General features: G+C 36.3%; 28 protein-coding genes and 2 tRNA genes. 23 read left to right on the forward strand and 7 right to left on the reverse strand.

What is annotated here, in order from left to right:
• Nucleotides 1-17: 17 nt before the first annotated feature.
• Nucleotides 18-1,004, reverse strand: a complete 987-nt coding sequence (locus AACM45_RS12755) for an FKBP-type peptidyl-prolyl cis-trans isomerase (RefSeq protein WP_339143153.1) — start codon at nucleotides 1,002-1,004, stop codon at nucleotides 18-20.
• Nucleotides 1,005-1,089: 85 nt separating this feature from the next.
• On the opposite strand from AACM45_RS12755, the gene AACM45_RS12760 reads away from it, so the two are divergent.
• Together AACM45_RS12760 and AACM45_RS12765 are read left to right on the forward strand one after the other, a co-directional pair.
• On the forward strand, nucleotides 1,090-1,461 hold the full coding sequence (locus AACM45_RS12760) for an RNA-binding S4 domain-containing protein (RefSeq protein ID WP_339143155.1): 372 nt from the start codon (nucleotides 1,090-1,092) through the stop codon (nucleotides 1,459-1,461).
• 30 nt (nucleotides 1,462-1,491) lie between these two features.
• A complete protein-coding gene (locus tag AACM45_RS12765; RefSeq protein ID WP_339143157.1) occupies nucleotides 1,492-1,989 on the forward strand; it encodes a phosphoribosyltransferase family protein in 498 nt (165 codons plus the stop codon).
• On the opposite strand, the gene AACM45_RS12770 is transcribed toward AACM45_RS12765, so the two are convergent.
• A complete protein-coding gene (locus AACM45_RS12770) occupies nucleotides 1,981-2,508 on the reverse strand; it encodes a shikimate kinase (protein WP_339143158.1) in 528 nt (175 codons plus the stop codon). The two genes, AACM45_RS12765 and AACM45_RS12770, sit on opposite strands and share 9 nt — an antisense overlap.
• Before the next feature lie 107 nt (nucleotides 2,509-2,615).
• On the opposite strand from AACM45_RS12770, the gene AACM45_RS12775 reads away from it, so the two are divergent.
• Together AACM45_RS12775 and AACM45_RS12780 are read left to right on the forward strand one after the other, a co-directional pair.
• Nucleotides 2,616-2,688, forward strand: a tRNA-Lys gene (locus AACM45_RS12775).
• Between the two features lie 227 nt (nucleotides 2,689-2,915).
• Entirely contained in the window at nucleotides 2,916-4,142 is a 1,227-nt protein-coding gene (locus AACM45_RS12780; RefSeq protein WP_339143160.1) for a site-specific integrase, read from the forward strand.
• Here AACM45_RS12780 and AACM45_RS12785 read toward each other — a convergent pair.
• Complete coding sequence (locus AACM45_RS12785; RefSeq protein ID WP_339143162.1) at nucleotides 4,123-4,674, reverse strand: BfmA/BtgA family mobilization protein; 552 nt, start codon at nucleotides 4,672-4,674, stop codon at nucleotides 4,123-4,125. The genes AACM45_RS12780 and AACM45_RS12785 overlap by 20 nt on opposite strands.
• Nucleotides 4,675-5,250: 576 nt before the next feature.
• Between AACM45_RS12785 and AACM45_RS12790 the strand changes: the two genes are divergently transcribed.
• From AACM45_RS12790 to AACM45_RS12855, 14 genes are all read left to right on the forward strand, one after another.
• The gene (locus AACM45_RS12790) at nucleotides 5,251-5,928 is read left to right on the forward strand and encodes a recombinase family protein (protein WP_339143163.1); all 678 of its coding nucleotides are present in this window, start codon (nucleotides 5,251-5,253) and stop codon (nucleotides 5,926-5,928) included.
• A gap of 3 nt (nucleotides 5,929-5,931) precedes the next feature.
• Entirely contained in the window at nucleotides 5,932-7,341 is a 1,410-nt protein-coding gene (locus AACM45_RS12795; RefSeq protein ID WP_339143164.1) for a hypothetical protein, read from the forward strand.
• Nucleotides 7,342-7,364: 23 nt separating this feature from the next.
• Nucleotides 7,365-7,874, forward strand: a complete 510-nt coding sequence (locus tag AACM45_RS12800) for a hypothetical protein (protein ID WP_339143166.1) — start codon at nucleotides 7,365-7,367, stop codon at nucleotides 7,872-7,874.
• A 443-nt stretch (nucleotides 7,875-8,317) separates the two neighbouring features.
• The gene (locus tag AACM45_RS12805) at nucleotides 8,318-8,707 is read left to right on the forward strand and encodes a hypothetical protein (RefSeq protein WP_339143167.1); all 390 of its coding nucleotides are present in this window, start codon (nucleotides 8,318-8,320) and stop codon (nucleotides 8,705-8,707) included.
• Nucleotides 8,708-8,736: 29 nt separating this feature from the next.
• Nucleotides 8,737-9,126, forward strand: a complete 390-nt coding sequence (locus AACM45_RS12810) for a hypothetical protein (RefSeq protein ID WP_339143168.1) — start codon at nucleotides 8,737-8,739, stop codon at nucleotides 9,124-9,126.
• A gap of 16 nt (nucleotides 9,127-9,142) precedes the next feature.
• Nucleotides 9,143-9,343 carry a hypothetical protein gene (locus AACM45_RS12815; RefSeq protein ID WP_339143169.1) on the forward strand — a complete coding sequence of 67 codons (201 nt, stop codon included), beginning with the start codon at nucleotides 9,143-9,145 and terminating at the stop codon, nucleotides 9,341-9,343.
• Between the two features lie 14 nt (nucleotides 9,344-9,357).
• Nucleotides 9,358-9,591, forward strand: coding sequence for a hypothetical protein (locus AACM45_RS12820; RefSeq protein WP_339143170.1), 234 nt, complete (start codon nucleotides 9,358-9,360; stop codon nucleotides 9,589-9,591).
• 14 nt (nucleotides 9,592-9,605) lie between these two features.
• Entirely contained in the window at nucleotides 9,606-9,914 is a 309-nt protein-coding gene (locus AACM45_RS12825; protein WP_339143172.1) for a hypothetical protein, read from the forward strand.
• Between the two features lie 35 nt (nucleotides 9,915-9,949).
• Nucleotides 9,950-10,570, forward strand: coding sequence for a hypothetical protein (locus AACM45_RS12830; RefSeq protein WP_339143174.1), 621 nt, complete (start codon nucleotides 9,950-9,952; stop codon nucleotides 10,568-10,570).
• A 63-nt stretch (nucleotides 10,571-10,633) separates the two neighbouring features.
• The gene (locus AACM45_RS12835) at nucleotides 10,634-11,290 is read left to right on the forward strand and encodes a DUF4253 domain-containing protein (protein WP_339143175.1); all 657 of its coding nucleotides are present in this window, start codon (nucleotides 10,634-10,636) and stop codon (nucleotides 11,288-11,290) included.
• Nucleotides 11,291-11,449: 159 nt separating this feature from the next.
• Nucleotides 11,450-12,532: a Fic family protein gene (locus AACM45_RS12840; protein ID WP_339143176.1), complete on the forward strand. Its 1,083-nt coding sequence runs from the start codon at nucleotides 11,450-11,452 to the stop codon at nucleotides 12,530-12,532.
• Between the two features lie 407 nt (nucleotides 12,533-12,939).
• Nucleotides 12,940-13,314, forward strand: a complete 375-nt coding sequence (locus AACM45_RS12845) for a BlaI/MecI/CopY family transcriptional regulator (RefSeq protein ID WP_339143178.1) — start codon at nucleotides 12,940-12,942, stop codon at nucleotides 13,312-13,314.
• Nucleotides 13,307-14,551, forward strand: a complete 1,245-nt coding sequence (locus AACM45_RS12850) for a M56 family metallopeptidase (protein WP_339143180.1) — start codon at nucleotides 13,307-13,309, stop codon at nucleotides 14,549-14,551. Before AACM45_RS12845 ends, AACM45_RS12850 begins: the two co-directional genes overlap by 8 nt.
• 28 nt (nucleotides 14,552-14,579) lie before the next feature.
• Nucleotides 14,580-15,977 (forward strand): serine hydrolase domain-containing protein, encoded by a 1,398-nt coding sequence (locus AACM45_RS12855; protein WP_339143181.1) that lies wholly within the window; start codon nucleotides 14,580-14,582, stop codon nucleotides 15,975-15,977.
• An 87-nt stretch (nucleotides 15,978-16,064) separates the two neighbouring features.
• On the opposite strand, the gene AACM45_RS12860 is transcribed toward AACM45_RS12855, so the two are convergent.
• From AACM45_RS12860 to AACM45_RS12875, 4 genes are all read right to left on the reverse strand, one after another.
• Nucleotides 16,065-17,603 carry a serine hydrolase gene (locus AACM45_RS12860; protein WP_339143183.1) on the reverse strand — a complete coding sequence of 513 codons (1,539 nt, stop codon included), beginning with the start codon at nucleotides 17,601-17,603 and terminating at the stop codon, nucleotides 16,065-16,067.
• 2 nt (nucleotides 17,604-17,605) lie between these two features.
• On the reverse strand, nucleotides 17,606-18,871 hold the full coding sequence (locus AACM45_RS12865; protein WP_339143184.1) for a serine hydrolase domain-containing protein: 1,266 nt from the start codon (nucleotides 18,869-18,871) through the stop codon (nucleotides 17,606-17,608).
• A gap of 331 nt (nucleotides 18,872-19,202) precedes the next feature.
• Entirely contained in the window at nucleotides 19,203-20,141 is a 939-nt protein-coding gene (locus AACM45_RS12870; RefSeq protein WP_339143185.1) for a hypothetical protein, read from the reverse strand.
• 83 nt (nucleotides 20,142-20,224) lie between these two features.
• A complete protein-coding gene (locus AACM45_RS12875; protein ID WP_339143186.1) occupies nucleotides 20,225-21,343 on the reverse strand; it encodes a helix-turn-helix domain-containing protein in 1,119 nt (372 codons plus the stop codon).
• Between the two features lie 176 nt (nucleotides 21,344-21,519).
• Here AACM45_RS12875 and AACM45_RS12880 point away from each other — a divergent pair, with 176 nt between their 5' ends.
• The 5 genes from AACM45_RS12880 (at nucleotide 21,520) to AACM45_RS12900 (ending at nucleotide 25,519) form a co-directional block, all read left to right on the forward strand.
• The gene (locus AACM45_RS12880) at nucleotides 21,520-23,460 is read left to right on the forward strand and encodes a tetratricopeptide repeat-containing sensor histidine kinase (protein ID WP_339143188.1); all 1,941 of its coding nucleotides are present in this window, start codon (nucleotides 21,520-21,522) and stop codon (nucleotides 23,458-23,460) included.
• Nucleotides 23,457-24,107 (forward strand): response regulator transcription factor, encoded by a 651-nt coding sequence (locus tag AACM45_RS12885; RefSeq protein ID WP_339143190.1) that lies wholly within the window; start codon nucleotides 23,457-23,459, stop codon nucleotides 24,105-24,107. The genes AACM45_RS12880 and AACM45_RS12885 overlap by 4 nt, the downstream gene beginning before the upstream one ends.
• A gap of 140 nt (nucleotides 24,108-24,247) precedes the next feature.
• Nucleotides 24,248-24,673 (forward strand): hypothetical protein, encoded by a 426-nt coding sequence (locus AACM45_RS12890; RefSeq protein ID WP_339143191.1) that lies wholly within the window; start codon nucleotides 24,248-24,250, stop codon nucleotides 24,671-24,673.
• A 15-nt stretch (nucleotides 24,674-24,688) separates the two neighbouring features.
• Nucleotides 24,689-25,297 (forward strand): hypothetical protein, encoded by a 609-nt coding sequence (locus AACM45_RS12895; RefSeq protein WP_339143192.1) that lies wholly within the window; start codon nucleotides 24,689-24,691, stop codon nucleotides 25,295-25,297.
• Between the two features lie 138 nt (nucleotides 25,298-25,435).
• A tRNA-Leu gene (locus AACM45_RS12900) sits at nucleotides 25,436-25,519 on the forward strand.
• Nucleotides 25,520-25,534: the final 15 nt, after the last annotated feature.

Genomic DNA, 25,534 nt, shown 5'->3' on the forward strand with positions numbered 1-25,534 from the left:
ATGAACTGGGGCTTTTTTTAATTTGTATCTGGATCTAAATAATCGGGTATTCCATCATTATTCGAGTCTGGATAAGGAAATATGATATTTCCATCTTCATCTGATATTTCATCCCTTGTTGATACTCCGTCGTTATCATCATCAAAATCTTGAAAGTCAGAAACCAAAGGTGCATTGTTACCACCTAATTCGATTTCGCTTTCCTCATCTGAGTTATCGTCAAACAAATAACCATTTCCATTTAAATCTTCGTCAATTGAAGGTATGCCGTCGTTATCGTGATCTGTTGGATTGACCAAAAGTAATTTAAGTCTAAAAATTACCGGATTGAACTGACTGTTGGGAATTGCAGCCACATTAGAGTTAAATGCCCCTAATCCTGAAGGGAAAATAACCAATCCAATCCCAGGCTGGTCTACATTGAAAGTTCCATCAGGATTTGTTACGATAGCCCCTCCCGATTGTAATTTCACCATACCTTCTGCAAACCCCCTTAAACCTTGAAGTGGTGCTTGAATACGGGCCAGATCAAACCACTCACCATTATTATTGATTCCTGAGAAAACCGTTCCGTTCAATAAAGAACCTTCAAACTGCACAAAGGTTGAATCTGCAATAGTCGGCGAAACCCCGATGCCTTCTTCGGCCTCTAAATAATAAAATGTATGTGGCACATCCAATTGTTCATCGCTAAGCCTGAATTCAAAAGAAGAGACATTTACCGTTGCGGAGGAAACTTGTTCCAGCAGTGGAGTTCTATCACTATTCTCGCCAGCAATGGTGTCTATAACTATCCTAAAATCAAAATCCGCTGGCGGATTTTGAAATTCGTCATAATTGTAGAAATGGGTACTTAAATACTCTTGTATTTCGGCATCGTTCTCAGCAGCTACCTCAGCAAGAGGCCTTGGTGGCAGGGATTCACCAGGAATTCCACCAACATCATCATCACCACAGCTGACCAATACTAACCCAATACCAATAAGTACGAGAAAATTTTTCATAGAATAACCAAATTACCTTTAAGGCGCGCAAGATACAATTTTCCACTATTTTTGTTCCTTGCCTTAACAAAGATTTGTACCCTTCATGCGCATCGATAAATTCTTATGGTGTACCCGTTACTTTAAAACGAGAAATATTGCCACAACCGCCTGTAAAAAAGGTCAGGTCAAGGTAAATGATACCGTGGTGAAGCCTTCTCGGGAGGTTTACCCAATGGACAAACTCGTGGTTCGAAAAAATCAAATCAATTATCAGCTTACTGTCTTAGACCTGCCTACGAGTCGTGTCGGGGCAAAATTGGTCAACGTTTATCGAAAAGATACCACACCGAAAGAAGCTTTTGAAAACAACGAGCTCTTAAAATATGCGAAGGATCATTATCGTAAAAAAGGCATGGGTCGGCCTACAAAAAAAGACCGACGTGATATTGATGATTATATCGATGAATCAGAATAATCTATTTTATCTTTGTGAAAATCATTTGATATGGTCAATCAAATTCTTACCCATAAGGAAATAGAACACAAAATAAAACGTATTGCCTATCAAATATATGAGGCCAATGTTCAAGAAACCGAGATTATTATCGCGGGTATTGAAGGTGGAGGACTAAAATTCGCAAAAAAAATCAGTACTGTACTTGAAAAAATAACGGATTCAAAGATCACACTTTGCAAGGTGCTAATGGATAAAAAAAATCCTTTGAACAGTGGCGTTAGCACATCGCTAAAGCAAGAAAATTATCAAGACAAATCAATTGTTTTGGTGGATGATGTCTTGAATTCAGGTACTACTTTGATCTATGGGGTACATCATTTTTTAAAGACACCTTTAAAACAGTTGAAGACTGCCGTTTTGGTCAATAGAAACCACAAAAAGTACCCCATAAAAGCCGATTATAAGGGTATCTCGCTTTCCACTTCTTTGCACGAGCATATTCGTGTGGAATTCAAATCGAAGAGTGACGCCGTATTTTTAGAGTAATATTGCAGCTACTTCATTGACCACTTCATCAATAGTTTTGGTATCGCATGTTATGGTGTGGTTGGCCCGAAGGTAAAAAGGGGCCCTTTCAAATAAATGCTTCCCCACAAATTCAGGTAGGTCATCAGGTGAAATCTTGGCCACCAGAGGACGCTGTTCCCTATGAGCAGCGATGCGATTTACCAAACTTCCTACATTGAGCTTCAAATAAATTGAATTTTGGGTCTTTGAAGAGATGACATCCATGTTGTTGCCATAACAAGGTGTGCCACCCCCTAAAGACAACACGAAGCCAACTTTACGGTCTAAAATGGTATTCAAGACCTCTGATTCCTTTTTTCTGAAAAAAAGCTCTCCTTTTTCCGTAAATATTTGAGGTATCGATTTGTTCACGTTCTTTTGAATCTCATCATCCAAATCAATAAAATCGATGCCCAACCGTTCGGCCAGCACCCTTCCAACGGTTGATTTTCCACTCGCCATATAACCTAACAGCACTACTTTCAAGTTTTTAGCCATTTTGTAATTTTAAAATAACAAATTTATTATTAAATCGCCTTGATAAATTAATATTTGATATTATATTTGCAGCCGCTTACGATAAGATTTTTTCTTGTCGAAAGTATGACCTGATAGCTCAGTTGGTAGAGCATCTCCCTTTTAAGGAGAGGGTCCTGGGTTCGAGCCCCAGTCAGGTCACTTTTAAGAGTCCATAATTATTCAAAAAGTCTGTAAATCGTTGATTTACAGACTTTTTTGTTTTTTCTGATTTCATTTGATATCAAATAATACCGTTTTCCGCGGTGCGCAATTCGGTGCGCACTTTTTGAATTCAATAAAGTGCGCACCGCGAGGCTGTTAAAATTTCTGATTATCAAGTTATTACAAAGAAAATTTAACATTTTAAAATCAGTAAAATCACAGTTATGGAAACAAATTCTTTCGCAGTTTTATGCTACACCCGTAAAAGCAGATTAAACAAACAAGGTAAAGCAGATCTTTTTCTAAGAATCACAGTGAATTCCAAGAGGGTAGAGTTCAGTATTCAGCGAAAAGTTAAACCAAATAAATGGTGTTCAAAAAAAGGTAGGGTCAAAGGTTCTAATGCAAAAAGTAAAGCTCTAAATCACTATATCGATGAACTGGAATCCAAGGCATATACTATCCACTCTAAATTGGTAATTAAGAAAAAGCCTTTTAGCGCTGAAACCATTAAGCATAAAATTCTTAATACTGAAACTGTCAATAAAACGTTACTGGAAGTTTATGATGAACATAACAATCAAATTGAACAGTTACTTGGTTTAGAGTATTCCTATGGAGCTTACAGGAGACATATACGAACGAGAAATCATTTAACTGACTTCATACAAAAGGAATATAAAGTTAAAGACCTATTTATCAAAGAAGTGGATTTAAAGTTTATCAATCGCTTTCACCACTATTTAAAAGTTCAAAAAATTGGTAATCAAAATACGATTACTAAATATGTGGTCAACTTTAAAAAGATAATGCGGATAGCTGCTGCAAATAATTGGGTGAACAAAGACCCCTTTTATCACTGGAAAGCAAAATGGAAAAAGGTGGAACGAGATATTCTAACAGAATTGGAACTGCGTTCATTAATCGAACAAGAGTTTAATGTACCCCGCTTAGAACAAATTAGAGACATTTTTGTTTTTTCCTGCTTTACTGGATTAGCTTATGTAGACGTACAAAAATTATCTTCTAATCATATCGTTATCGGAATGGACGGAAAACGCTGGATTAAAATAAAACGCTCAAAAACAGATTCAAGAAGTGTTGTACCCCTACTACCCACTTCGGAAGCAATTTTAAATAAATACAAAGACCATCCTTTGACAAAGCAACATGGTTTTTTACTTCCCGTAATCAGCAATCAAAAAACCAATGCATTTTTGAAGGAGATAGCCACTATTTGTAAAATTCAAAAAAACCTAACCTTTCATTTGGCCAGACATACCTTTGCCACAACCGTGACCTTAGCTAATGGAGTACCGATAGAATCTGTTAGTAAAATGTTGGGGCATCAATCTTTGAAAACAACACAAATCTATGCTAAGGTTATTGATAAAAAGTTGATGGAAGATATGAAAGTAGTCCAGAATAAATTCAAGTCTCTCGGTTCATAGCATCGTTAGTGGACTGTTTATATCTTGCTAGCTCTTCATGGGTTAAGTCAATTCGTAGGTAGTCTTTACCAAATCGATTTTTCACAAGTTCTACTTGGTCTAAGACATATAATAACCGTTCACTAGTTTCAATGTACTTTCTTTTTAAGCGATTGTGTTTATATTGAGGAACCCTATCATCTTTAACAGGGGATTCTTTTTTGATAGTCTTTTCAACTAGTCTAGGTTTTCTTTTTTTGTAAGTACCCTCGAATAGGGATAGTAACATGGTCTCTATATTTATCAAGGGAATGTTTTGAGATTTCTCAACGCTCTTTATAATTGCAATAACGGCATCAATTCGTTTTCTGGTCTTTTTCTGATCTTCAATTATCTCCTTACCAAAACGTTGATGCGGTGAATAGCCGTGCCATTCAAAAAAGTCAATCATAACATCTAAAGTTTCCGTGTAAGATTTAGATATTCTTTTAGAAAAATGTTTAAACCGCTGCGCTGTATTTCTATGAAACCGAATTGTGAAAAATTTCTCCATTTTCTACTGTTTTTCCTCTAATTGGGTCAATCTTTTTCACTGTTTTCAGGAGGTTTCAAAGGATTTGACCCAATTTGATTTTTTAGCCTTCTTAAAAAATTTAACTAATCACCTTATTTTCAACAGGTTGCAATTAAATCAATCAGCATAACACCGCTTTAGCGTGTTATCCTCTTGCTAATCCGAATTTTCGCCAGAGGCGAATTCAAATTACTTTTTCTTTAAGGTAGAATCAGCATCTTAAAATGGTAGAATCTATACTTTTATTTAAGATAGGTTTTGAAGTCGTTTTATTAAAAATTAACCGAAAAGGGCAAATCCTTAAATATCCTTCGGATATATATTTAAGGATTAGAATACAGAAAAGATTTTTAATATGATGCATTGTCGAACTGGAAATAACTCGGCAGAGTTATTCTATTTCGATGATGTCACAAACTTTCAAAATATTAAAGAGGTATAAACAAATGACCGTTTTATTGAACTTTTGTTTCCAGACGTGTTCATTACTCCTAGTAAGTTTACTTTAACCGTACACTTTTAAAGTTTACCTTGTATACGTTTAAATGATACAGAATGACATTTGGTTATGCAAGGGTGAGCACAAAAGCCCAAAAACATGATTTACAAGTTGATGCTTTTTTGAAGGAAGGTATCAAACCGAAGAATATTTATGCTGATATTTCGTCTGGAGCCAAAAGTGAACGTAAGGGTCTAGACGAATTGCTTTCCAAATTAAGGGAGGGTGACACAATTGTTGTCTGGAAGATGGATCGGATTGCTCGAAGCCTCTCACATTTGGTAAAGCTTATCGAAGACTTTGAGAAAAAGGGTATACACTTTAAAAGCATACAAGAGAACTTTATTGATACATCTTCACCTCATGGCAGGTTCATTTTCAATCTTTTTGCCTCAATTGCCCAATTGGAACGTGACATTATTATAGAAAGAACCCGCGCTGGACTTGAAAGTTCAAGAAGAAGGGGTGTTCGATTGGGTAGACAACCAGGATTAAGTAAAAAAGCACAGCACAAGGCTATTCTTGCCGAGAAATATTATCGGGATAATAAACTGAGCATTGACGAGATTATGAAGCTCATCGATATTGGCTCGAAGCGCACTCTATACAAGTATTTGGCTTATCAAGGAAGGCGTAAATGTAAGGAGTGTGGTACTTTGTTTTGGGACAAAGAACAAGTAATGGATAAGGCATATTGCGAAAAACATCTTAAATCAAGTAGTAAACCGATGTAGTCAATGGTAAAGGTTTATATTGATTGGAACGTCATGTCTGGAATGAAGCATGGCCATTTCCCAGAATTGTGCCAGATTATTGAAAGAAGTAACAATCTATTGTTACTCTATTCTACCTCCCATATCGGTGACATTTTGGCTAGTTATTCGGAAGATGAAGATCAGAAAAAAATTATAGAAGAGGATTTGGAATTTATAACAAATCTTACGAATGACCTTTGTGCCTTCACTTATAGGGATAAGATGTTCATTGATTACACTTCCCCCAAGGAACTGCTAAAAGAAAGAATAGAAAGTGCTTCTTTGTTTGATGATTTTAGTATTGATAACTTATTCAAGAGTATTGAAGAAGATGAAAATCTTAAGGGAATATTTGCTCCATATATTGAACTTCTTAAATCTTTCCCTTTGGAAGATTCATTTAAGGAAGCCTTTAATCAACCCGAAAGTGCTGAAATGATGAACAGAATGTTTCCTGGACTGAAGAATGAAATGACAATGGATGGGTATTTTAAGGCATTCGGAAAAATGTATAAAGACCTAAATGAAAAAGAAGACTATAAGCATCTGCGGGAAGATGTACAAAAAGTAGGAATTAATAGCAGCCATTTTAATGAAGGTAAAAATCCTTTTGAACTAATTAATAAAACAAATGAAAAATTTGGGCTGTCTAATTTTGATGCAAATCAATATTTCAGTAAAAACAAGAATGTCCCGGAATGGTTTAACGAAATAACCAATGCTTACCTAAAACTGGATATGTACGGATATAAATCCGACAAAATTAAAGTTACTGAAAAAAAGAAAAGTACTTTTAAAAACACGGTTGAAGATGCACAGCATTCAGCCTTTGCTTCAAGATGTGAATTTTACATCACCCAGGATGAAAGAAATTTCAAAAAAACCAAAGCAGTTTTCAAAGAGCTAGAAATAACTACTTATGTGTTAAAACCAGCTGAATTTGTGGATTTCTATAAAAAAAATCTAGACTATTCTAGTTTTGACCAACACATGGAAAATGTCATAGAAATAATTAAAAAAGGTGAAGTTTTTCAAAGGTTGAATTATGAAGAAAGTGATGATTATATTTTAGTCCACTATTCACAAAAATTCATTTTTAATTTTTTTAATCGGATAATGCTTCCCAAGGGGGAAAATGATTCCGATACTCTTTTTATACTGACCAAGGACAATCCTTCTAAATTGTACTACACAGTGCAAAACGAACTTGAGGGAATGATTAAAATCCTGGTTGACCGACTTGGGGCGGACGATAGTGGAAACTCATATTATCAATTTGACGAAATAAAAGAAAAAGAATGGCCAGGAAGAATATGGACATTTGATAGCATGACAATCAAACTTACAAGACTTAACGGTTGGTTTCAACTTTATTATTTTACAAATGATTAGGGCAATTTATGTAAGAAGTACTAATGAAAATTGAGAAAATTACTTTTAGCAAGGCCAGTAAACTGCTTGGGATATATGACAAGAAAGGAAGAGATACAATTAGGATAGAGTATGAAAATTTTACTAAGGATAAGCCTTGGATAACCCTTAATGACTGGTTTTGGGGCAAATTGCAAAAGATGGTTCTTGACACAAAAGGGGCCCCAGAAGTGTACTGGATGATGTCACAATTTATATCAAGGTTTGAGGGTAAATCTGGATTGTTGTACGATAGGCTGGCTATTGAGGCTAGACTTAAGCAAGACAAGCTTAAGCTAGAAAATGATAGAATAGAATGGGTTGCAGAAGTAATAGGGGACCCCAAATGCACATATGGTATAGAAATGGACGGTAGGCAATTTCCATTGGAAGGAGATTTCAATCCAGCAGAACTTGCATGTAAAAGTTGTCAAAAATTGAGATGCCTTTGTATGTATTCGATTGTTGGAAAGAGAGACATTAATGGTAGACTAGTATGGAAAAGTTTAAAATAACAATAAATGAACTTTCATCAGATTAGTTCATTTTTAGTTGATTCCATTCTAGAGATCATTAAATGATCAACAACCAATGATAATGGGTGAGAGAAACTATAGTGATAAAATTTTAATCAATAAAATATGGCTAGAATACAATTTGAAAGACTCACTTATGTAATGGAAGAACCATACCAATTTAATGATTTGTTTTGAATATCAAATCATGGATATATAAAGTTGTGGTTTTCTTTTTGGTGGTTTTAATAATGGTAGATATACTGATATTGATTAACCACTTTTTAAAGGATTATGGAGAAACGACAACGATTGAGAATATTAACAGATCGGTCTTAATTTTTCTCCCAATAACAATAATCTGTTTTATCTTAGAAAGGATATTAAGAAACAGATAAAGTTCAAATAAAGGATTGTGAAGCTATAGATTATATATGAATTTTTTGAATGAAATAGACAAAATAAAGGAGTTGCACCGTAGTTTAATTTGTTCTGAACTGTACACTTTTCCTAAAAAAGGAAAAGTGAATGTTAGTTCAAAGCATGGAGTGTATGTAATATATAGCCAAACTGACCAAGTCCTACACGTTGGAATGACACCATCTGGGAAAAAGGGTCTTAATCAAAGATTATATAATCATATTTCTAAAACAGGGGTATTCTACCGAGAATATTTAAAACCAAATGATATTTGTTTAAGGGGAAGGGGAAAGTACAGGTATATTGAAATCGATAATCCCAGACTAAGAGCATTGGTTGAGGCATTGACGGCGGGGTTATTATGCCCTATTCATTTTGGAACGGGAATTAAAAGAGTCAAAAAGGAAGAGTGATTGAAAAGTTTAAAAAAACGATATAGTATATGCTCGAAGGTATTGCTGAAATTCTAATTTCTGTTTTGGATTTGTTCCTGCTTGGGTCCAATTCTAAGAAAAGAAGACATTCCAGAATAGATCGAGTTGTGGAGGATTGGTCAAAAAAGGTTGGGCTTCATCCGCAATATGAATATAAAGATGATAAGGTTCGTTCCATGAAGGTAGTGGATGACGCAGGAAACGATTATCAAATTTGGATTGAAACTCTCAAATGGAGACGTTTGAAAGTTAGGGCTTCCAATAATAAGAGTGGGAAAAAGAATAAAAAATGGAAAAGAACAAGTAGAGATTCCAATCTTACCAAAGTTTTATTTGAAGCCTATGGGATTGTCGAACAATGGGTTTTGAAAAGCGGTAACACAAGAACTATATACTAAAAAGTTCAATTAAAGGATGATTGAAAAATATAAAGCATTGAATATTGCCATAGGTGATTACAACTATGTGGTCAATGAGAAAGGTGAAAATATCGATGGTAATTTCGAAGAGGAAGTGTCATATGATAGCTTTAAATTTTTTAATAATACAACTGGATGGTCTGAAATAGTGGATGTAAATACCCTCCAGAATATTAATACTCCAAAAGTTCAATAAAACGATTATCGTTAATGGAGATTGAAGAGGAATACAATAGATTGATGAAGTACTTTGGAGAATCCAATATCAAAACAGAATATATCCTTGATTCTGATTTAGAGATACTTGACCCAAGGCAATTTTCGCAAATTAAATTGACTTACCTGCCTCTGAATCTAGAAATAATTGGGGATAAACAATTGACCCAAATTGAGAATGCAGTAGACGCATTACGAAGGTTAAAGCTAATTGTAAAGAAAGAATAAAGTTCAAAGAAACGATGGAAGAAAAAATATTTCAATATAGAATTTATCAATTAATAGAATCTAAGGAAGAACATATAGCTACTAAACCCACCCAGCGGGAAGCTCATGATTATGTGAATAATTCTGTGCAAAATAGTGATGAAGAAATGGCACATAGGGATTTCTTTTATAGGAGGTTCTACCGGACAACAAGTGATTCAAACTGGTATTTAGACACATCATTTCCTGAAACAGGGGTGGGTGCAAAAACCGCAAAAGGTCTGCTTGAGGATATTGAAGCGAAAAGGGAGAATAATAAAAAGTCTGACAATAGAATCTTATGATGTTGGCGTTGTTTTCTAATCCAAATCTTGATTGAATGACTTTACTGGAATTTGAAATTAATCTTCAGGAGAAATTGGAAAAGTATGACAAGCCAAGACCTTTTATTTGTAGCGGTGACCCACTAGAATGTAAAATATTTATAGTTGGAATAAATGCAGCTACCGAAATGCAGAATGATTTTTGGAGTTTTTGGACTCAGGGCTTTGGTTTTAACAAGGGGAAATGGATAGAAAGCTACATTTTGGAACGTAAAGAAAAACCTCTAAAACCTAATAAAACACGTCGAAACAAGCTTAGTAATACGAGACAGCGGATTGAATGGATAACGGAGTCAATAAAACCAATTAAAACATTGGAGACGAACTTATTTGTAAAAGCAACACCAACAGCCGATGAATTGAAATCTGGAGACAGAAAGAGTGAAGTTTTTGAATATTTGTTAGAGACCATAAAACCTAAAATAATTTTCATCCACGGAAATGAAGTGAAGGAATATTTTGAAAAACTATACAATATCACACTTACCAAAGACAAAATTCAGCCATTCAAAATTTTGGGTATAGATGTGAAAATACTAGCCATGAATCACCTTTCAAGAGGATGGGGAAAGGAAAAATCGGTTCGTTTAGGAGAAACGTTAAAATCTGAAATTTAAAACCAAAGTTCAATAAAACGATAATTGATTACTTTAATACATAGGTGCTAGGGGAGGAAAAATATGAAAAACTTGACTATAATTTTAATACTAGTTGCATCAGTTTCAGGTTGTAATTTGAAAAACAAAAACGATCAAATACTTGCCAAAGAGGTTAGTTTTGACGATGGTGTTATTGAATTACTGAGAAAAGAAACAAAATCAGAATTTACTAGACTAAAAACCGAAATAATTAGTGTTTATCCCGATCGAGAAGAAAAACAAATCATTGAACCAAATGCTATAGAATTTGAAATTAATGGAGATAATTCCTTGGATTTGGTTTTAAGACTAAAAGATAAGCTAAAGCCAATGGGCTATTATGTTTTTAGATCAGAGCAAAATTTTGGATACTCTAAGGACAAAATCGCAGTGATAAAAACTGAAGATCAATTTGATATTTTAAGATATCAAGCCACAAACGGGGGTAATTATGATATTGATACGGACAGTATAATAAATGAACTAAAAAGATGGGATGAAAAATATAATCTTGAAATTTTAGGTGCTGATTTTGACTGGGTAGAAGGCCAGTTTTTAAATCCACCGAAAAATTTTACTGCCTTGGCAGACAAGATGTACGAGTTTTGTCCTGATATTGTTGATCAAGGAACTGGAGATATAGAAACACTTGAAGAGGAATTATCACAATCAAACCAATTATTTCTATGGTGGGATTAGTTAACAGTCAGTTACCTATAAATGTATAGCCAAAGTTCAAATAAACGATTTCATGGTAACCCTACGAAAGTAATTTTTACCCTCATTTTTAAAACAGAGGTAATTTTTTTTTATATTTACCCTTGTTTAATAAACAAGTGTAAATACTACTCTTAACCAATGACTGGTTTTAATAAAGAAATTCCATATAACGATTTACCCTTTCTTCCTCCTAAAAAAGAGTTAGAGACTACTGCAGTTTTAAGAAAAACAATATCCGCAAGCAGGGCTTTATCGAAGTTAAACGGTGCCATTACCAATCTACCTAACCCTAGATTATTTTTAGATACCATCCATTTACAAGAAGCAAAAGCAAGTTCAGAGATTGAGAATATAATAACCACCAATGATGATTTGTACCAAGCTGCTATAGCCGATAAAAAGTTTGATAACCCTGCAGCAAAAGAGGTAATCAGTTATAAAGAAGCTTTATGGCATGCCCTAGAACATTTAGAAAAGAAACCCTTTATCACCACTAATCTTTGTGTTGAGATTGTACAACGAATCAAACAAAATGATTCTGGTATTAGAACGACCCCTGGCACTACCTTGTCCAATGCCAAGGGAGAAGTTATTTATACACCTCCAACGGGGGAAGACATCATACGAGATAAGCTCTCTAACTTAGAAAAGTTCATAAATGAGCCAAGTAAACTAGATCCGCTAATAAAAATGGCTCTAATGCATTATCAATTTGAAGCTATTCACCCTTTTGCCGATGGTAATGGAAGAACTGGGCGTATTCTACTCCTACTCTATCTAAAATTGGAAAAGCTCTTAGATTTTCCAGCAATTTATCTAAGCGAGTACATCATTAACAATAAAGCAGCTTATTATAATAAATTAAGGCTAGTGACAGAAAAGGAAGATTGGGAAGGTTGGATATTGTATATGTTAGATATGATAGAAATAACTGCCCAAAAAGGATTGGTACGCTTAGAAGCTATTACCAATCTTATGGAGCAACTATCCGAAGAAATTAAGAACCAACTGCCCAAAGCATATTCTAGAGAATTAGTTGAGATTCTATTTAGATTACCTTATACCAAAAGGAAACATTTGATTGATGAGAAACTAGGAACTCCGAAAACCGTGGGCAACTATTTAAGGGATTTGGAACAAGCTGGTTTTCTAAAATCGGTCAAAGTTGGAAAAGAGAAATTATACTTGAATTTTCAATTGATGGAAATATTGGAAAAGTAGCTAAGTAAAAACCTATATTTACCTTAATCAATTAAATTTGATAGCAAAATCAAGCAAATAAGTTCATTTGATATATAGTTTTGGATAGGTGCGCAAATCGGTGTACATATCACAAACAGTAATTTTAACTTTTTGAATATCAAATGATTAGAGCTTAAGTTCGAGCCCCAGTCAGGTCACTTAAAAAACCCCTTTCTTAAGGGGTTTTTATTTGGCTACAATTTTAAAGCCTTATTCCTGCCGATTACTTACATTATTATACATCATTTACTCTTAGAATAAGTGCCTAGATAAAGAGTTTAGGCACCTAGTTTAAACCATTACCAACTTTCAATTTTTAGGATATTTGATTTTTTTATTTATATTTGCTCTATATTTTTAGAGTTAAAACTAATAAAATAGAGTTGATGCAATTGACAAAATCAGAAGAACAGTTAATGACCTATCTCTGGAAGATGGGAAAAGCTTTTTTTAAAGAATTAAAGGAAGCATACCCAGACCCCAAACCTGCCACCACCACGATAAATACATTTTTGAAAAAGTTGATTGAAAAAGGTTTTGTGGATTATGAGTTGCACGGTAACAGCAGAAAATATTACCCGTTAGTAAGCAAAGAGCACTATTTTTCCAAACACATGAAAGGCTTGCTCAAAAACTTCTTTAATAATTCGGTTGAACAGTTCGGCTCTTTTTTCACCAAAGAAATGGACATCTCTGATAAGGATTTAAAGAAGTTGAGGAAAATCGTAGATGAAAAAATAAAATCAAGACCAAATGATTGAGTATTTGATTGAATCCACCCTCTGCTTCGCTATTCTATTTTTGGTATTTGAGTTTTTTTTCAAAAACACTACCAATTATAGTCTGAATAGGTTTATACTACTATTCTCCCTTTTATTTTCGTTCTTGGTACCTTTGGTTAGTATTTCTACTGATTCTTTACCTGTACAATCGTATGGTACCGGTACCCCCGTCTTTCAAATTTTACCTATTTCCAATTACCTGCCCACAACTGACGGCCTTATAAATCCCTCTAATGAAAATGGATATTTAGATATTTTTGCTATAGTTACTTTTATATATGCCGTTGTTGCAATCGTATTTTTGTTGCGGTTCGTTTTGCATTTACGAACACTTTTGCTCAAATGGCGTACTGCGGAAAAGGTAAATCATAAAGGGCACCCATTATCACTTATTACCGAAGATATTCCTCCTTTCACTTTTTTTCAAACCATATTCGTGAACAAAACGGAATTCGAAAACGATAAACTCGAGAAAGAACTCTTGATTCATGAAATTGCCCATAAATACCAATGGCATTCCATAGATATTGTACTTATTGAACTTTTACAAATCTTATTCTGGTTCAATCCATTCGTCTATTTATTCAAACGAAGGGTAAAAGTCAATCATGAGTACTTATCAGATGATTTTGTGTTGCGATGTGGCGCGAATTCAAAAGACTATGCCAACCAATTACTGAACTACTCCTTTCCGCACAAAATAGCTGGTTTTGCCAGCGCATTCAACAATCATTCAACCATTAAAAATAGACTTATTATGCTATCAAAATTTCAAGAAAAACAACCAAGGTCATATCGTTTGCTACTACTTATACCTGTGCTTACTTTGCTATTCATCAGTACTGCTTTTGACGAAACAAGCCTTTTACCTTCTAACCCTTTAGCACAGTCCCAACACGATGAACTCCTTGAAAATCCGGGAGTCATTTATGGAAATAATTTGATTTGGTCAAGTGAAGATGGCAAAGTATATATACGAGGTGAAAAAGTGCGAATACAGCACGGGGACAACAATTTCAACTTACGGGGTAGGGCTTCTTATCTAGGGGAGGTACATTACTTTATTTTTAACGGTAAAGAAGCGCCAAAAGACCAGGCCATAAACATTGCCGGAATGAAGTGTACGGTGCTTAAGCTCAGCCCCGATGACGGGGTTCTAAAATATGGCCCTAAAGCAAAAAAAGGGACCGTAGAAATAACTACTACGATTCAATAGTCGATTACCATACATAAATAAATTTGAAATGCAACTTTTACGTATAATCGTATGGTTACTGTGCGCGTTTTATTGTGGCGTAGCGACCGTACAAGCACAAGATAAGGTTACCGAAGTACGGCTAAATGGCCAATTACAATGGAAAGATACCGCTATAAACAGGTACCCCTCAAAAGTGAAGATCACTTCCAAATATGATCCGTTTCAAATCTCTTTTATAGACGTAGATTCCTTAGGTCATTTCAATACAGTTATCGCTCCCGGTCAGTATGTTGTAGAACCGGCTATAAAATACCATTGGCAACGCGATTGGGGTCAAAGATTTATACGGATCAATGAAGAAAGCTCTAAAATTCAAATCACCATCGATTCTGTAGGCGAAGCGATAGTGCAACCTTTGATTCTAGACACCATAGGAATTGCCGATCAAATACCTGAACAGGGAATCTTGCATGATCTTGACAGTGAAAAAACCCAATTTTTAGATGATTTTATCCACTATAATCTAGATTATTTTCAAGTACCTGGGGCTTCGTTGGCCTTATTTAAGGGCGGTGAGATGATTTATCAAAAATCGTATGGGTTCAAAAACCCCATCACCAAAGAAGCAATAAATGAGAAAACATTGTTTGAGGCAGGCTCAATTACAAAGCTTGTATTTTCCTTTGCCGTAATGCGATTGGTAGAAAAAGGGATTTTAGATTTGGACAGACCACTTTACAAGGATTTAATTTTTGAGGCAATTGCCCATGACAAAAGGCATAAATTAATCACTGCGAGACATGTTCTAAGTCATCAAACCGGTTTTCCGAACTGGGCAAAGAAAGATAAAAAAGGGCACTTTGAGCTGCTATTTACACCAGGAACAAAATATGGCTATTCTGGTGAGGGCTTTGAATATCTTAAGCGGGTATTAGAGCATATCACCAACAAGGATATTGAAACCATACTACAAGAAGAACTTATCGCTCCATTGGAATTAAAAAACTTCTATTTTCAGACCACAGATGAAGTGAAAATTCAAGCTTCTGATGGTTTTTATCATGGTAAACCGGCCAAAACACGTACTATTGAAAAACCAATGGCAGCTTATAGCCTTATGACCAATGCCAAAGATTTTTCAACATTTGTTTTTGCTTTAAGGAATCGGATAGGACTAAAATCAGCGACTTACGAAGCGTGGTTCAAAGAGCAAGTTTTGGTTGAAGACGGAATATCTTGGGGGCTGGGTTTAGCATTAAGAAAAGATAAAACCGGATATTTTTATGGCCATAGTGGTGTCACAAGGGATTTCGTGAGTAATTTCAGGTACTACCCAGAATTGGATATGGGCTTTGTATTTTTCACGAACAACATTACCGGAGGTTGGTTGACCATTGATAAACTCCCCCAATTTCTGATTACAGGTACCGAAGTATCGCAGTAATAAAATTTCGTTGAGGGGGATATAAGCAATATCTGAGTTGTGCAATAATCATCTTGAACAACTACTAATTACCATTTGCAAAACGCCTCAATTGACTTTTCGAGCGAATAGTATAGGGTCTTTAAGCATACCCTCTAAATTCACTCCGACACAAATAATTTCACCATCATCATCGGTTCTAAAATTAAATTGTATCGGCCAAACCTTACTTAGATCAACACCTGTATCAGTAGCTTCAAAGGGAGCAAATACATGATGATGCAGGTGTTTTAGATAATATTTTTGCAATTTGAATTGCGCAAAAAGCGAATCTTTTTCCTTCACTATCTTGAACTGTCCGTAACCCTTATTGCCGTAATAACCTGTATAACTATTAAGCGCATGTAAAGGGTTGTCTGCAGTTTTTATATTGGGCCTTGCTATTTCTTCATTCCCTTTTCTTTCTTTTTTGGCTTTTTCTTGTGTTATGACAAAATCTTTTACCCAATCGGTTCTTTCGGTATGCAACATTCTATCGGCTATGGTATTCCGTACCATTGATGTTATGGATGAACCATTTTGATTGGTTAGCACAACGATACCAAGGCCATCACTAGGAAAAAAGGAAACATTAGCTGAAAAGCCATCGATATTTCCTTCATGTTGCACTCTATAATGCCCACGATAGGAAGAAATAAACCAACCGTAACCGTAAGTGGACAGATGCATATCTGGAAAGTCTTCGTCAGGTAAGGATGCACTGGTCACCGCTTGGGAACTCATGGCTTCTTCTACATAAACTTCCGGTAGGATTTGTTTTCGTTGGTATCTTCCCTTATTCAACCAAACGATCAACCATTTGGCCATCTCGTTTGCACTACTGTTGATACTACCCGCAGGTGCCATACCGGCCAAGTCGAAATAATCCATCTTTTTGATAAGCGTATCATGTCTCAGTTCGTATCCCATGGCCACGTTGGTGCTTTTCTTGAGCTCAGAAAGTGAGGTATTGGATCTTTGCATATCCAAAGGCACAAAAAAGCGCTCCCTTATATTTTGCTCCCAACTTTTTCCGGTCAAACGTTCCCCTAGAACACCTTGGATCAGGAACATGAAATTATTGTAATGCCATTGTTGACGAATTCCTGTGAAGGGTTCATGGTATTTGATACGATGTATTAAACTGTCTTTGTTCGATGTAGGAAATAAATACCAAGACTCATCATGTCTTGGAATACCGGTCTGATGGGTCATCAAATCTTTTATATTGATCATTCCATTTAGTGCTTCTGTATAGAATTCGAGTTCCTGAATATGTTTAATCGGGCTGTCGGCAAAAGAAAGTTTGCCTTCGTCCCTTAACTGACCCAACAAGGCACTGGTGAATGCCTTAGTGGTAGAACCCACCGGAAATAAGGTATTTACGTCCATTGGCATTTTATCTTCCCAATGTCGATATCCAAAGCCTTTCGCATAGATAACCTTCTCCCCTTTAACAACGGCAACGGCAAAGCCAGGGGCTTTAGTCACTCTAAGAATGCTATTCAATTCTGTTCCAATTCCCTCCAAACGCCCGTAATCTTGTGCAAATAGGGTACCACAAGCAACTATAAAAATAAAAACGATGTAGCATGCTTTGTTCAACATACTTATTCTGGGAAACTTTGATCCAACCTGACCTCATACTCCCCAAGTTTATCCCAGACCTCATAAAACTGGTCTGCCCCTTTTTGGTCAAGGTCTGTATTTACAAAGAGTAGTTTGCCAATTTTGGTCTTTGGATTAAAAAACATAAAGGTCGAGACCCCGGGGTCACCACCCATATGGCCTATGTACCCAATTGGGGTATAGCCTATAAAAAGCCCAGAATTATATTCATCATCAAAGTTCCTGTCCGTATCCCGTTCTTCTTCAAAATTATCTTCAGAAAGCAGTTCTGAAAAAATCTGGGCATAACTTTCCTTAGACAACAATTTTCCTTCTCCAGAATATCCGCGAATCAACTCTGATAGGTATTTGCCCATGTCGGCCATAGAGGTCATTAACCCCCCATCTGGATAAGTGACTAAAGTGTAGTATGGAATTTCTTTTCCATCAACGGTATAAAGTTTGGTGTATTTTGACATATCGATGTCATCATAGGTCCAACCTGAAGAAGTCATCTTCAAAGGACTTAAAATATGCTCCTTGGTGAATTCGGCATATGTTTTTCCGGTGGAGACCTCAATAATATAGGCTGCCAATGTGGCTCCCACATTGGTATACTCATATAAGGCCCCTGGCCTTTTATTCAAATAATTCCCTTTTTGGTACCAAGCTTCACCTTCTGACAAAAAGTTCTTCAAAAAGTCTTCAAGAGGCATTGCCGAATCAGGAGCATTGAATTCTTCAGAACTCGGTATCGATTTAGCCAACTCAAGTTCATCGGCATTTTTAACAATGTATGACTTTTCACTATAAAGGTCACTGTCTTGTATTGCCGAGGTATGGGTCGCCAAATGCTTTATGGTAATGCTATCTTCAGGATAATAGGGATTATAAACCTCAAAAGGCAGGTACTTATTCACTGGATCTTCAAGTTTCAATTTTCCCATTTCTTGTGCTTTCAACAAAGCCACTCCGATCAAGGTTTTCGAAACGGATGCTATATTTTGAACCGTATGCTCGGTATGGGCTATTTTTTTTCCAACATCGGAAAACCCAAAACCTTTTTCATAAAGTATCGTATCTTGATTTACTATGGCCACGGAAAATCCTTTGATACCGCCTTGTTCGTATAACGTTTTCAAATCAACGGTTAAAGAGTCATTAAGGCTTTCAAACTGCGCAAAAGAGGTATTTTCTTTTGAGGTTTTCTTTTGTGCACAAGACAAAATGATAAAGCTAACAAACAAATAAATCAAGTTCTTTTTCATTGCTATATTTTGGTTAATCATTCAAGATAAATTGAAAGTAATATATGCCACTAAAATGACATAATTAAAAATGCAAAATAGTAATATATTGAAACATGGTTAAGGCTATTTGATTTTCCATATTAATTCAGGCGGTCGTATTGGAATTCGACCACCTGAATTAAATACTGGATTTACCATTTGTCAAACCTTCGGAAATTGAAAATATCGAATTGAAATTTTCTCGGTTCGAACCAAAAAATATAAGCTTCATCAATTTATCGCTCATTGGAGTAAAGAAAACCTAGAAAATCTTCTTACAATAGAATGATATTTGCCTTCATTGAATGGACTAAAACTTTATGGCCCGTAGACCAGGGGTACCAAACTGCGATATGTACAATATTCCCCTACGTTCATCACCTGCGATACCATTTGGATTGGAAAATGTTGCCTCATTGAGTTTACCATCAGTGCTACCATTTTCACCGGTACCCGCAAAAATTTCGGTGGTACCGTCAAAACCCACTTTGTAAATTACATTTTCATTGATTCCGGTAGCATAAATAGCCCCTTTGAAAATGGTCATATAACCGATGGCAAAACCAAAAGTCACATCGGGTATGGTTGTAATCAAAGACACATTGGCATCTGGACTTACACTTAAAATATCCGCAGTGGCAAAATTCGCCGTAACCACATTTCCTTCGGCATCCATAGCTATACCAACACAACCTGCCAATCGGCTATCGTTTGCAAATTCCGAGATGGTGCCATCAGGCGTTATCTTGTTGATTACTGGCAAAACAAAATTGGCAGCGTAAATATTATCATCGGCGTCAATGGTCAAACCAGAGGGCCAACCGGCAATTTCCCCAACTTCAGAAGTAGTCCCATCCGGAGCAACTTTGACAAGTACACCCGATACCAAGTCATTATTGTTCTCGTTTGTAAAGTAAAAATTACCCTTGCTATCCATAACCCCACCCATTGGGGCCTCAAAACCATCTGCCTTTACGCTGATTTTTCCGTTTCGCGATATTTTGAACACCTGTGTTCCGTTGTATTTGTTCAACTCTGGGTCGAACACCCCAAAATTGGAGGCAAATAAAGAACCGTTTGGAGCAACGTAAAGACCATCATTCGCAGGAAAGTCTTCTCCAATAACCGTTCTGACTTTTTTTGCTTTTGATTTTCCACCTACGAAATCGTCAACACAAGAACTCAATGATAACAACCCACAAAACAATAAGGTCGCCATCAATTTTGATGGCAATTTTTGATTTTTCATTTGATATAAGTTTTGATTAATAATTACTCAAAACTATGCTAGGGGTTTCATGGTATCGACGTTTTGTACACATTGATACTTTTCTAGGCAACATTTTTATCTTTCAGGTAGTTTCTTGGCGTTGTGCCCATGACCGATTTAAATACGCGATTGAATGTAGACTTTGAATTGAACCCTACATCCATAGCCAAGGCTAAAAAGGTATGGTTGGAGTGCTCTTCATGATCGATCTTCTTAAGAAATTCTTGTATTCTATGTTCATTGATATAATCATAAAAAGACGTTTGATATACTTGGTTCAATAACCAAGATAGGTTATTCGAAGAGGTTTCCAGCTTATCTGCAAGTACTTTTAAGGTAATATCAGATTGTAAATACACTTTTTCCTCAACGATATAATACTTCAAACGTTTTTGTAATGTTTGAATCTCATCGGGTTTTAAACGCTGCTTATCGCTTTTTGATTTTGGCTTATCAGGAATCCTGAAAATAGCGGGTTGTCGAAGGCTGAAATAACCGATTACGTAGACGAAAACAGGTATTGAAATCCACATAATCTCATAACTGAAATAGCCAAAAGGAGTGTAAAAAAAATGGGCGCTTGTAAAGCTGATCGACCATAATACGATAAACAATGCCAAGACCCCTATTAAGAACTTCACAAAGGTTTGAACGGATTGTTTGAAAGAAAATTCGGATTCTTCTTTGGCGCTATAAGCATTGACCAAAGAGAACAGTTTGAACCAATAGCCAATAAAGGAAAGTAATCCTAGCGCCTCAACTATGAAGAACATGAGGTTCAACTTACCCGAAAAATAAAGCTCATTGAACCCTTTGACAGGTATGGTCAATGTGGCAATATAGTAGCAAAAGTGAAGTGCTGCAGGTACATAATGAAACCATTTCAGCAAAAATGGAGGTCTTTCGCTAAACAACAACCTTCTCACGTAAAGATATAGCAAGGGGCCAAACAAAAAAATCGTGGTATCTATGAAAATCCCAAATCGCCATACCCAAGCTTCTGGAATACGAAAAGCCGCGACACGACCAAAAAGCATTACCGCAGCGATAAGAAGTAATAAAGAAAGTATTTTATTGGCAGCTTTGTTTCGATCATGTATCAGCTGCAGGGAAATGGAAAGGAATATTCCCTGGCTAATACCCAAGAACAATATCAAATCGAGAAAACTTAAAGAAGACATGGAACAAGATACTTTTGGTAAAAATAACTTTTAATCAATCATCAAGAGTGCCAATGTTCCCATTGACACCTAATTGGCCCTATTTAAATCATTAAGGGATCGTAGCAAACCCCGATAGCTTAAAACTCACTGTAAACAGGGGGCGTACACCTGGTGAAAAATAGTATTTTTATCCATTGAGATATTTCCTGATTGCCATGAATCACTATAGATCACAAGTACAATATTTCTTCATCATATTTCTTGTCATACTCGTACTGTGTCCAAACCTGTTAATTGCACAAGAAAAAATTGAATTCAAGGCTTTTGGCCATATGCCTGAAAGTATTGATGATTCCCTATATCATGACTTAAACAAGGCCAAAGACATCAATGCAAAACTAAGCGCACTATCGCATATTGCAGATGCCTATCTTCGACATGGCAATGCTGATTCCGTACTTCATTACGTTCAAAATATATCAGAATTGATCGTAAGATCAAACAATGGGGATTCTTTGTCATATCGCTTGAAGACCTGCCGCTTGGCAGGTGATGCCAAGTTTATGAAAGGGTTGCAAGACGAAGCTTTGAAATTATACATTGACGGTCTTTCAATTGCCAAGAACAATACTGATTCAAACGAAGTACCACTTTTGAATTTGGGGTTGGCTAAGGTATATCTACAACGAAGCGAATATCATGAAGCACGATTGTTGCTCTCTCAAATTTTGGTTACCAAAGTCACCGAAGAAACCATGGCGAAAGCCAATTTTTATCTAGGGCAAATCGCTTTTCAGCAAAATGACCTTCAACGGGCAAAAGTTTATTTCAATGATGCGAAATCAATTCTCGACAACACGAACGATCAAAAACCCGCACTCGAAATCGACCTAAGCCTAGGCCGTTTGTTGGAAAAAGAAAATGACAATGATAAAGCCCTATCGATTTATGCTAACGTTATAGAAAAAACCCTTCACAACAAGTATTATGACACGTATACCGAAGCAGTACTTGATTATGGAAGACTATGCACAAAACTCGAACGATATGAGGTCGCTGAAATGACCCTGGCGATGGCCTACACAAATGCCATACAATGGAACCGACTTGAAATTCAAAAAGAAATCATCAACAGCCTGCGACTGACCTACCAGGCGAAAGGGGACTACGAGAACGCTTACAATCTCATGACCCACTACGTTTCGGTTTCCGATGAAATTACAAAACAACAGAACAGTGAAGCGATACGAGAGCTCGAGGTAAAATACCAAACCCTCAAGAAAGAAAATCAAATCTTCGAATTAAAAGAGCAGCAACTGGCAAAGCAAAGCGAAATTGAACGCCAGAAAACCATTAAAAGGGCATTTTTATATGGTTTTTTGGTAGTATTGATTCCTATAGTTGCGCTATTATTCGTTTATTATCAAAAGTTACAGGCCCAAAGTAAATTGAATACCCAAGAAAAAGAATTAAACTCACAAAAAATAGCCTCCCTTTTGAACGAACAAGAATTAAACTTGACAAAGGCTTCGTTAAAAGCACAACAAAATGAACGGCGGCGAATCGCCGAACAATTACACGACAGTATTGGGGGTAACCTGGCAGGCATCAAGCTTCAATTGGCCAATAGCGAACCAACTGCGCATTTCAATACCACCATTATTGAGCAAGTAAACGAAACCTACGAACTCGTGCGTGATATCTCGCACAACTTGGTGCCTAAGAAATTCGTTCAAAATGCCTTTGTGCTCTTGCTTGAAGAATACATTGAAAAGATTAAAAGTAACTCGGCGTTAAACGTTTCATTTTCCGCGTATCCTGAAGATAAAATCAACGATTTACCAGAACCTTTGAAAATAGCGCTTTATCAAATCATACAAGAGCTCTTTACCAATACCATTAAGCATGCCAATGCAACTACTATTGAAATACATTTAAGTCTGTTAGAGGGGGTATTACAATTACTATATGAAGATGACGGTATCGGTTTCGAGACCACCAAACTTAAAAAAGGCATTGGATTACAAAATATTGAAAGTAGGTTAAGGCAATTGGCCGCAAACATTGTATTGGATAGTGCCTTGCAAAGAGGTACCGCCATAACCATTGAAATTCCATTAAAAAATAACCCGTGAAAAACTACAAGTTGATTATAGCAGATGACCATAAAATGTTCTTAGATGGTCTATTAAGCATTCTTGCCTCAAAAAAAGAATACGAAATCATCCTTACCGCAAATAGTGGAAAAAATGTGGCAAAATACCTTGACATCAATAATGATAACGAATCGATTGACCTTGTGATTACTGATGTGAACATGCCCGATTTGAATGGCATTGAACTCAATCGACACATAAAAAATAAACACCCTAAAGTAAAGACCTTGGTCGTTAGCATGCTTCATGATGCACAGACCGTGCAAACCTTGACCCAAGACAATGTAGACGGTTATGTGCCAAAAAATGCCGAAAAGGCCGAATTGATACATGCCATAACCACCATTCTTGATGGAGAAAAGTATTTTTCACAAAGCATAAAGGATGTTTATTTAAAGGGAATGTTTTCCAATGAAAAATCACTGCACGAATCCCTTTCAAAAAGGGAGAAAGAGGTTTTGAAGTTAATTGCCCAAGAATACACAACCCAAGAAATAGCCGACAAACTTTTCTTGAGTAAACACACTATTGAAAGTTATCGCAAAAACCTTATCTCAAAACTTGAGGTAAGAAATTTGGCAGGCCTTACCAAACATGCGCTAAAATTGGGTTTAGTAGACGAATAACGATACATTATCCACTACGATTCCAATGAATCCCAATTCAAGCACCCCTGTTTTCAGGGTATGTATTTCCACTGAAAATTGGGCTGTTATAAAGGTTTGAACGACTGAAATTTGTCATCAGACAATTTAAAACCTTCATTATGATTTACGGAATCACTTTAGTCTTATTAAGTATTATTGCAGTACCCTCATTAGTATTGTCAAAAAAACCGAATGCCAAAGAATTATTAGAGAAAATCGAGCCCTATCAAGGTTGGATAGGTCTTGTATTCTGCATTTTTGGGGTTTGGGGCATCATCACCAGTGTTCTGAACATTGGATGGTTGACCAGCTCGCCAATTTGGTGGACCAGTCTGTTGGCTGGAAGCATAGTTGAAGCCACCTTGGGCTTTATGCTTGGTTTTGGCTTGATCAACAAACTTGTTATTGGAAATAATGAAAGGGCAAAAGAAAAAGCCGCTGAATTACGCAACCGCATCGCACCCAAACAAGGTAAACTTGGCATTTTAGGAATCGCGGTCGGCATTTGGATGATCGTAGCCTCTTTTCTATTCACTATCAGTTAATCAAAAACCGACATTATGAAAAAGATATGTTTCGTCATATTACTACTTGTTTCATGTATTGGACAAGGACAAACTAAGGAAATTGCGCCAAATACGGTCTCCGTAACTGGGCGTGCAATAGTAAAAAGAACGATAACACGCTACAAGGCCAAGGTATCACTGAACATGGAACAGGTCTATTATTCAGATCCGCAATGTACTAGTCTGGAAACCTTCAAAGCGAAGTATTTCGCCAAGTTGGACGAGAAAGGTATTGATAGTCTGGAGTTTAAAGAGAATAAAATGGAATTCTTGGCATACGGATATCAACGGGATGGAACAGTGTTGGAACTGGAAACAACATCTTTGGATAAGATCAAGACCTTATCCCAGATTAAAATGCCAGGTATCAGTACTACTTACCAATTTAAGGCTGAGATTACCGAAGCCGATTATGAAAAACTTCTAAAAGAAGCATTTGATAATGCCCATACCAATGCTTCAAAAATAGGTAAGGTCTCCAATAAAAAACTTGGGGCCATTGTTTCGATAGTGGATAATACGGTAAATCAAAGTATTTGGAATTCGCACAATTACAATTATGAAGAGTATGCTACCATTTACGTAACCTATCGCCTAGACTGAAAATTTGATTGGTTGGTTAGTTGGCCGGTGAATAGTACGAGTACTATTTCACCGGCTTTTTGTTATGAAATCACGATGCGACACTCAAGAAAACTTTAAACATAACCGTATTTTTGATTATTTTTGCAGCCGCTTCTTGCCCACGTGGTGGAATTGGTAGACACGCTACCTTGAGGGGGTAGTGTTCGCAAGAACGTGCTGGTTCGACTCCAGTCGTGGGCACAAAGCCCCTTACAT

The organism is Croceitalea sp. MTPC5 (genome assembly GCF_036985505.1).
Taxonomy (GTDB): Bacteria; Bacteroidota; Bacteroidia; order Flavobacteriales; family Flavobacteriaceae; genus Croceitalea.

What these genes read in the sequence shown, in the direction of transcription:
- AACM45_RS12755 (WP_339143153.1), bottom strand. Translation starts at nt 1,004, where the DNA reads ATGAAAAATTTTCTCGTACTTATTGGTATTGGGTTAGTATTGGTCAGC.
- AACM45_RS12760 (WP_339143155.1), top strand. Translation starts at nt 1,090, where the DNA reads ATGCGCATCGATAAATTCTTATGGTGTACCCGTTACTTTAAAACGAGA.
- AACM45_RS12765 (WP_339143157.1), top strand. Translation starts at nt 1,492, where the DNA reads ATGGTCAATCAAATTCTTACCCATAAGGAAATAGAACACAAAATAAAA.
- AACM45_RS12770 (WP_339143158.1), bottom strand. Translation starts at nt 2,508, where the DNA reads ATGGCTAAAAACTTGAAAGTAGTGCTGTTAGGTTATATGGCGAGTGGA.
- AACM45_RS12780 (WP_339143160.1), top strand. Translation starts at nt 2,916, where the DNA reads ATGGAAACAAATTCTTTCGCAGTTTTATGCTACACCCGTAAAAGCAGA.
- AACM45_RS12785 (WP_339143162.1), bottom strand. Translation starts at nt 4,674, where the DNA reads ATGGAGAAATTTTTCACAATTCGGTTTCATAGAAATACAGCGCAGCGG.
- AACM45_RS12790 (WP_339143163.1), top strand. Translation starts at nt 5,251, where the DNA reads ATGACATTTGGTTATGCAAGGGTGAGCACAAAAGCCCAAAAACATGAT.
- AACM45_RS12795 (WP_339143164.1), top strand. Translation starts at nt 5,932, where the DNA reads ATGGTAAAGGTTTATATTGATTGGAACGTCATGTCTGGAATGAAGCAT.
- AACM45_RS12800 (WP_339143166.1), top strand. Translation starts at nt 7,365, where the DNA reads ATGAAAATTGAGAAAATTACTTTTAGCAAGGCCAGTAAACTGCTTGGG.
- AACM45_RS12810 (WP_339143168.1), top strand. Translation starts at nt 8,737, where the DNA reads ATGCTCGAAGGTATTGCTGAAATTCTAATTTCTGTTTTGGATTTGTTC.
- AACM45_RS12815 (WP_339143169.1), top strand. Translation starts at nt 9,143, where the DNA reads ATGATTGAAAAATATAAAGCATTGAATATTGCCATAGGTGATTACAAC.
- AACM45_RS12820 (WP_339143170.1), top strand. Translation starts at nt 9,358, where the DNA reads ATGGAGATTGAAGAGGAATACAATAGATTGATGAAGTACTTTGGAGAA.
- AACM45_RS12825 (WP_339143172.1), top strand. Translation starts at nt 9,606, where the DNA reads ATGGAAGAAAAAATATTTCAATATAGAATTTATCAATTAATAGAATCT.
- AACM45_RS12830 (WP_339143174.1), top strand. Translation starts at nt 9,950, where the DNA reads ATGACTTTACTGGAATTTGAAATTAATCTTCAGGAGAAATTGGAAAAG.
- AACM45_RS12835 (WP_339143175.1), top strand. Translation starts at nt 10,634, where the DNA reads ATGAAAAACTTGACTATAATTTTAATACTAGTTGCATCAGTTTCAGGT.
- AACM45_RS12840 (WP_339143176.1), top strand. Translation starts at nt 11,450, where the DNA reads ATGACTGGTTTTAATAAAGAAATTCCATATAACGATTTACCCTTTCTT.
- AACM45_RS12845 (WP_339143178.1), top strand. Translation starts at nt 12,940, where the DNA reads ATGCAATTGACAAAATCAGAAGAACAGTTAATGACCTATCTCTGGAAG.
- AACM45_RS12850 (WP_339143180.1), top strand. Translation starts at nt 13,307, where the DNA reads ATGATTGAGTATTTGATTGAATCCACCCTCTGCTTCGCTATTCTATTT.
- AACM45_RS12855 (WP_339143181.1), top strand. Translation starts at nt 14,580, where the DNA reads ATGCAACTTTTACGTATAATCGTATGGTTACTGTGCGCGTTTTATTGT.
- AACM45_RS12860 (WP_339143183.1), bottom strand. Translation starts at nt 17,603, where the DNA reads ATGTTGAACAAAGCATGCTACATCGTTTTTATTTTTATAGTTGCTTGT.
- AACM45_RS12865 (WP_339143184.1), bottom strand. Translation starts at nt 18,871, where the DNA reads ATGAAAAAGAACTTGATTTATTTGTTTGTTAGCTTTATCATTTTGTCT.
- AACM45_RS12870 (WP_339143185.1), bottom strand. Translation starts at nt 20,141, where the DNA reads ATGAAAAATCAAAAATTGCCATCAAAATTGATGGCGACCTTATTGTTT.
- AACM45_RS12875 (WP_339143186.1), bottom strand. Translation starts at nt 21,343, where the DNA reads ATGTCTTCTTTAAGTTTTCTCGATTTGATATTGTTCTTGGGTATTAGC.
- AACM45_RS12890 (WP_339143191.1), top strand. Translation starts at nt 24,248, where the DNA reads ATGATTTACGGAATCACTTTAGTCTTATTAAGTATTATTGCAGTACCC.
- AACM45_RS12895 (WP_339143192.1), top strand. Translation starts at nt 24,689, where the DNA reads ATGAAAAAGATATGTTTCGTCATATTACTACTTGTTTCATGTATTGGA.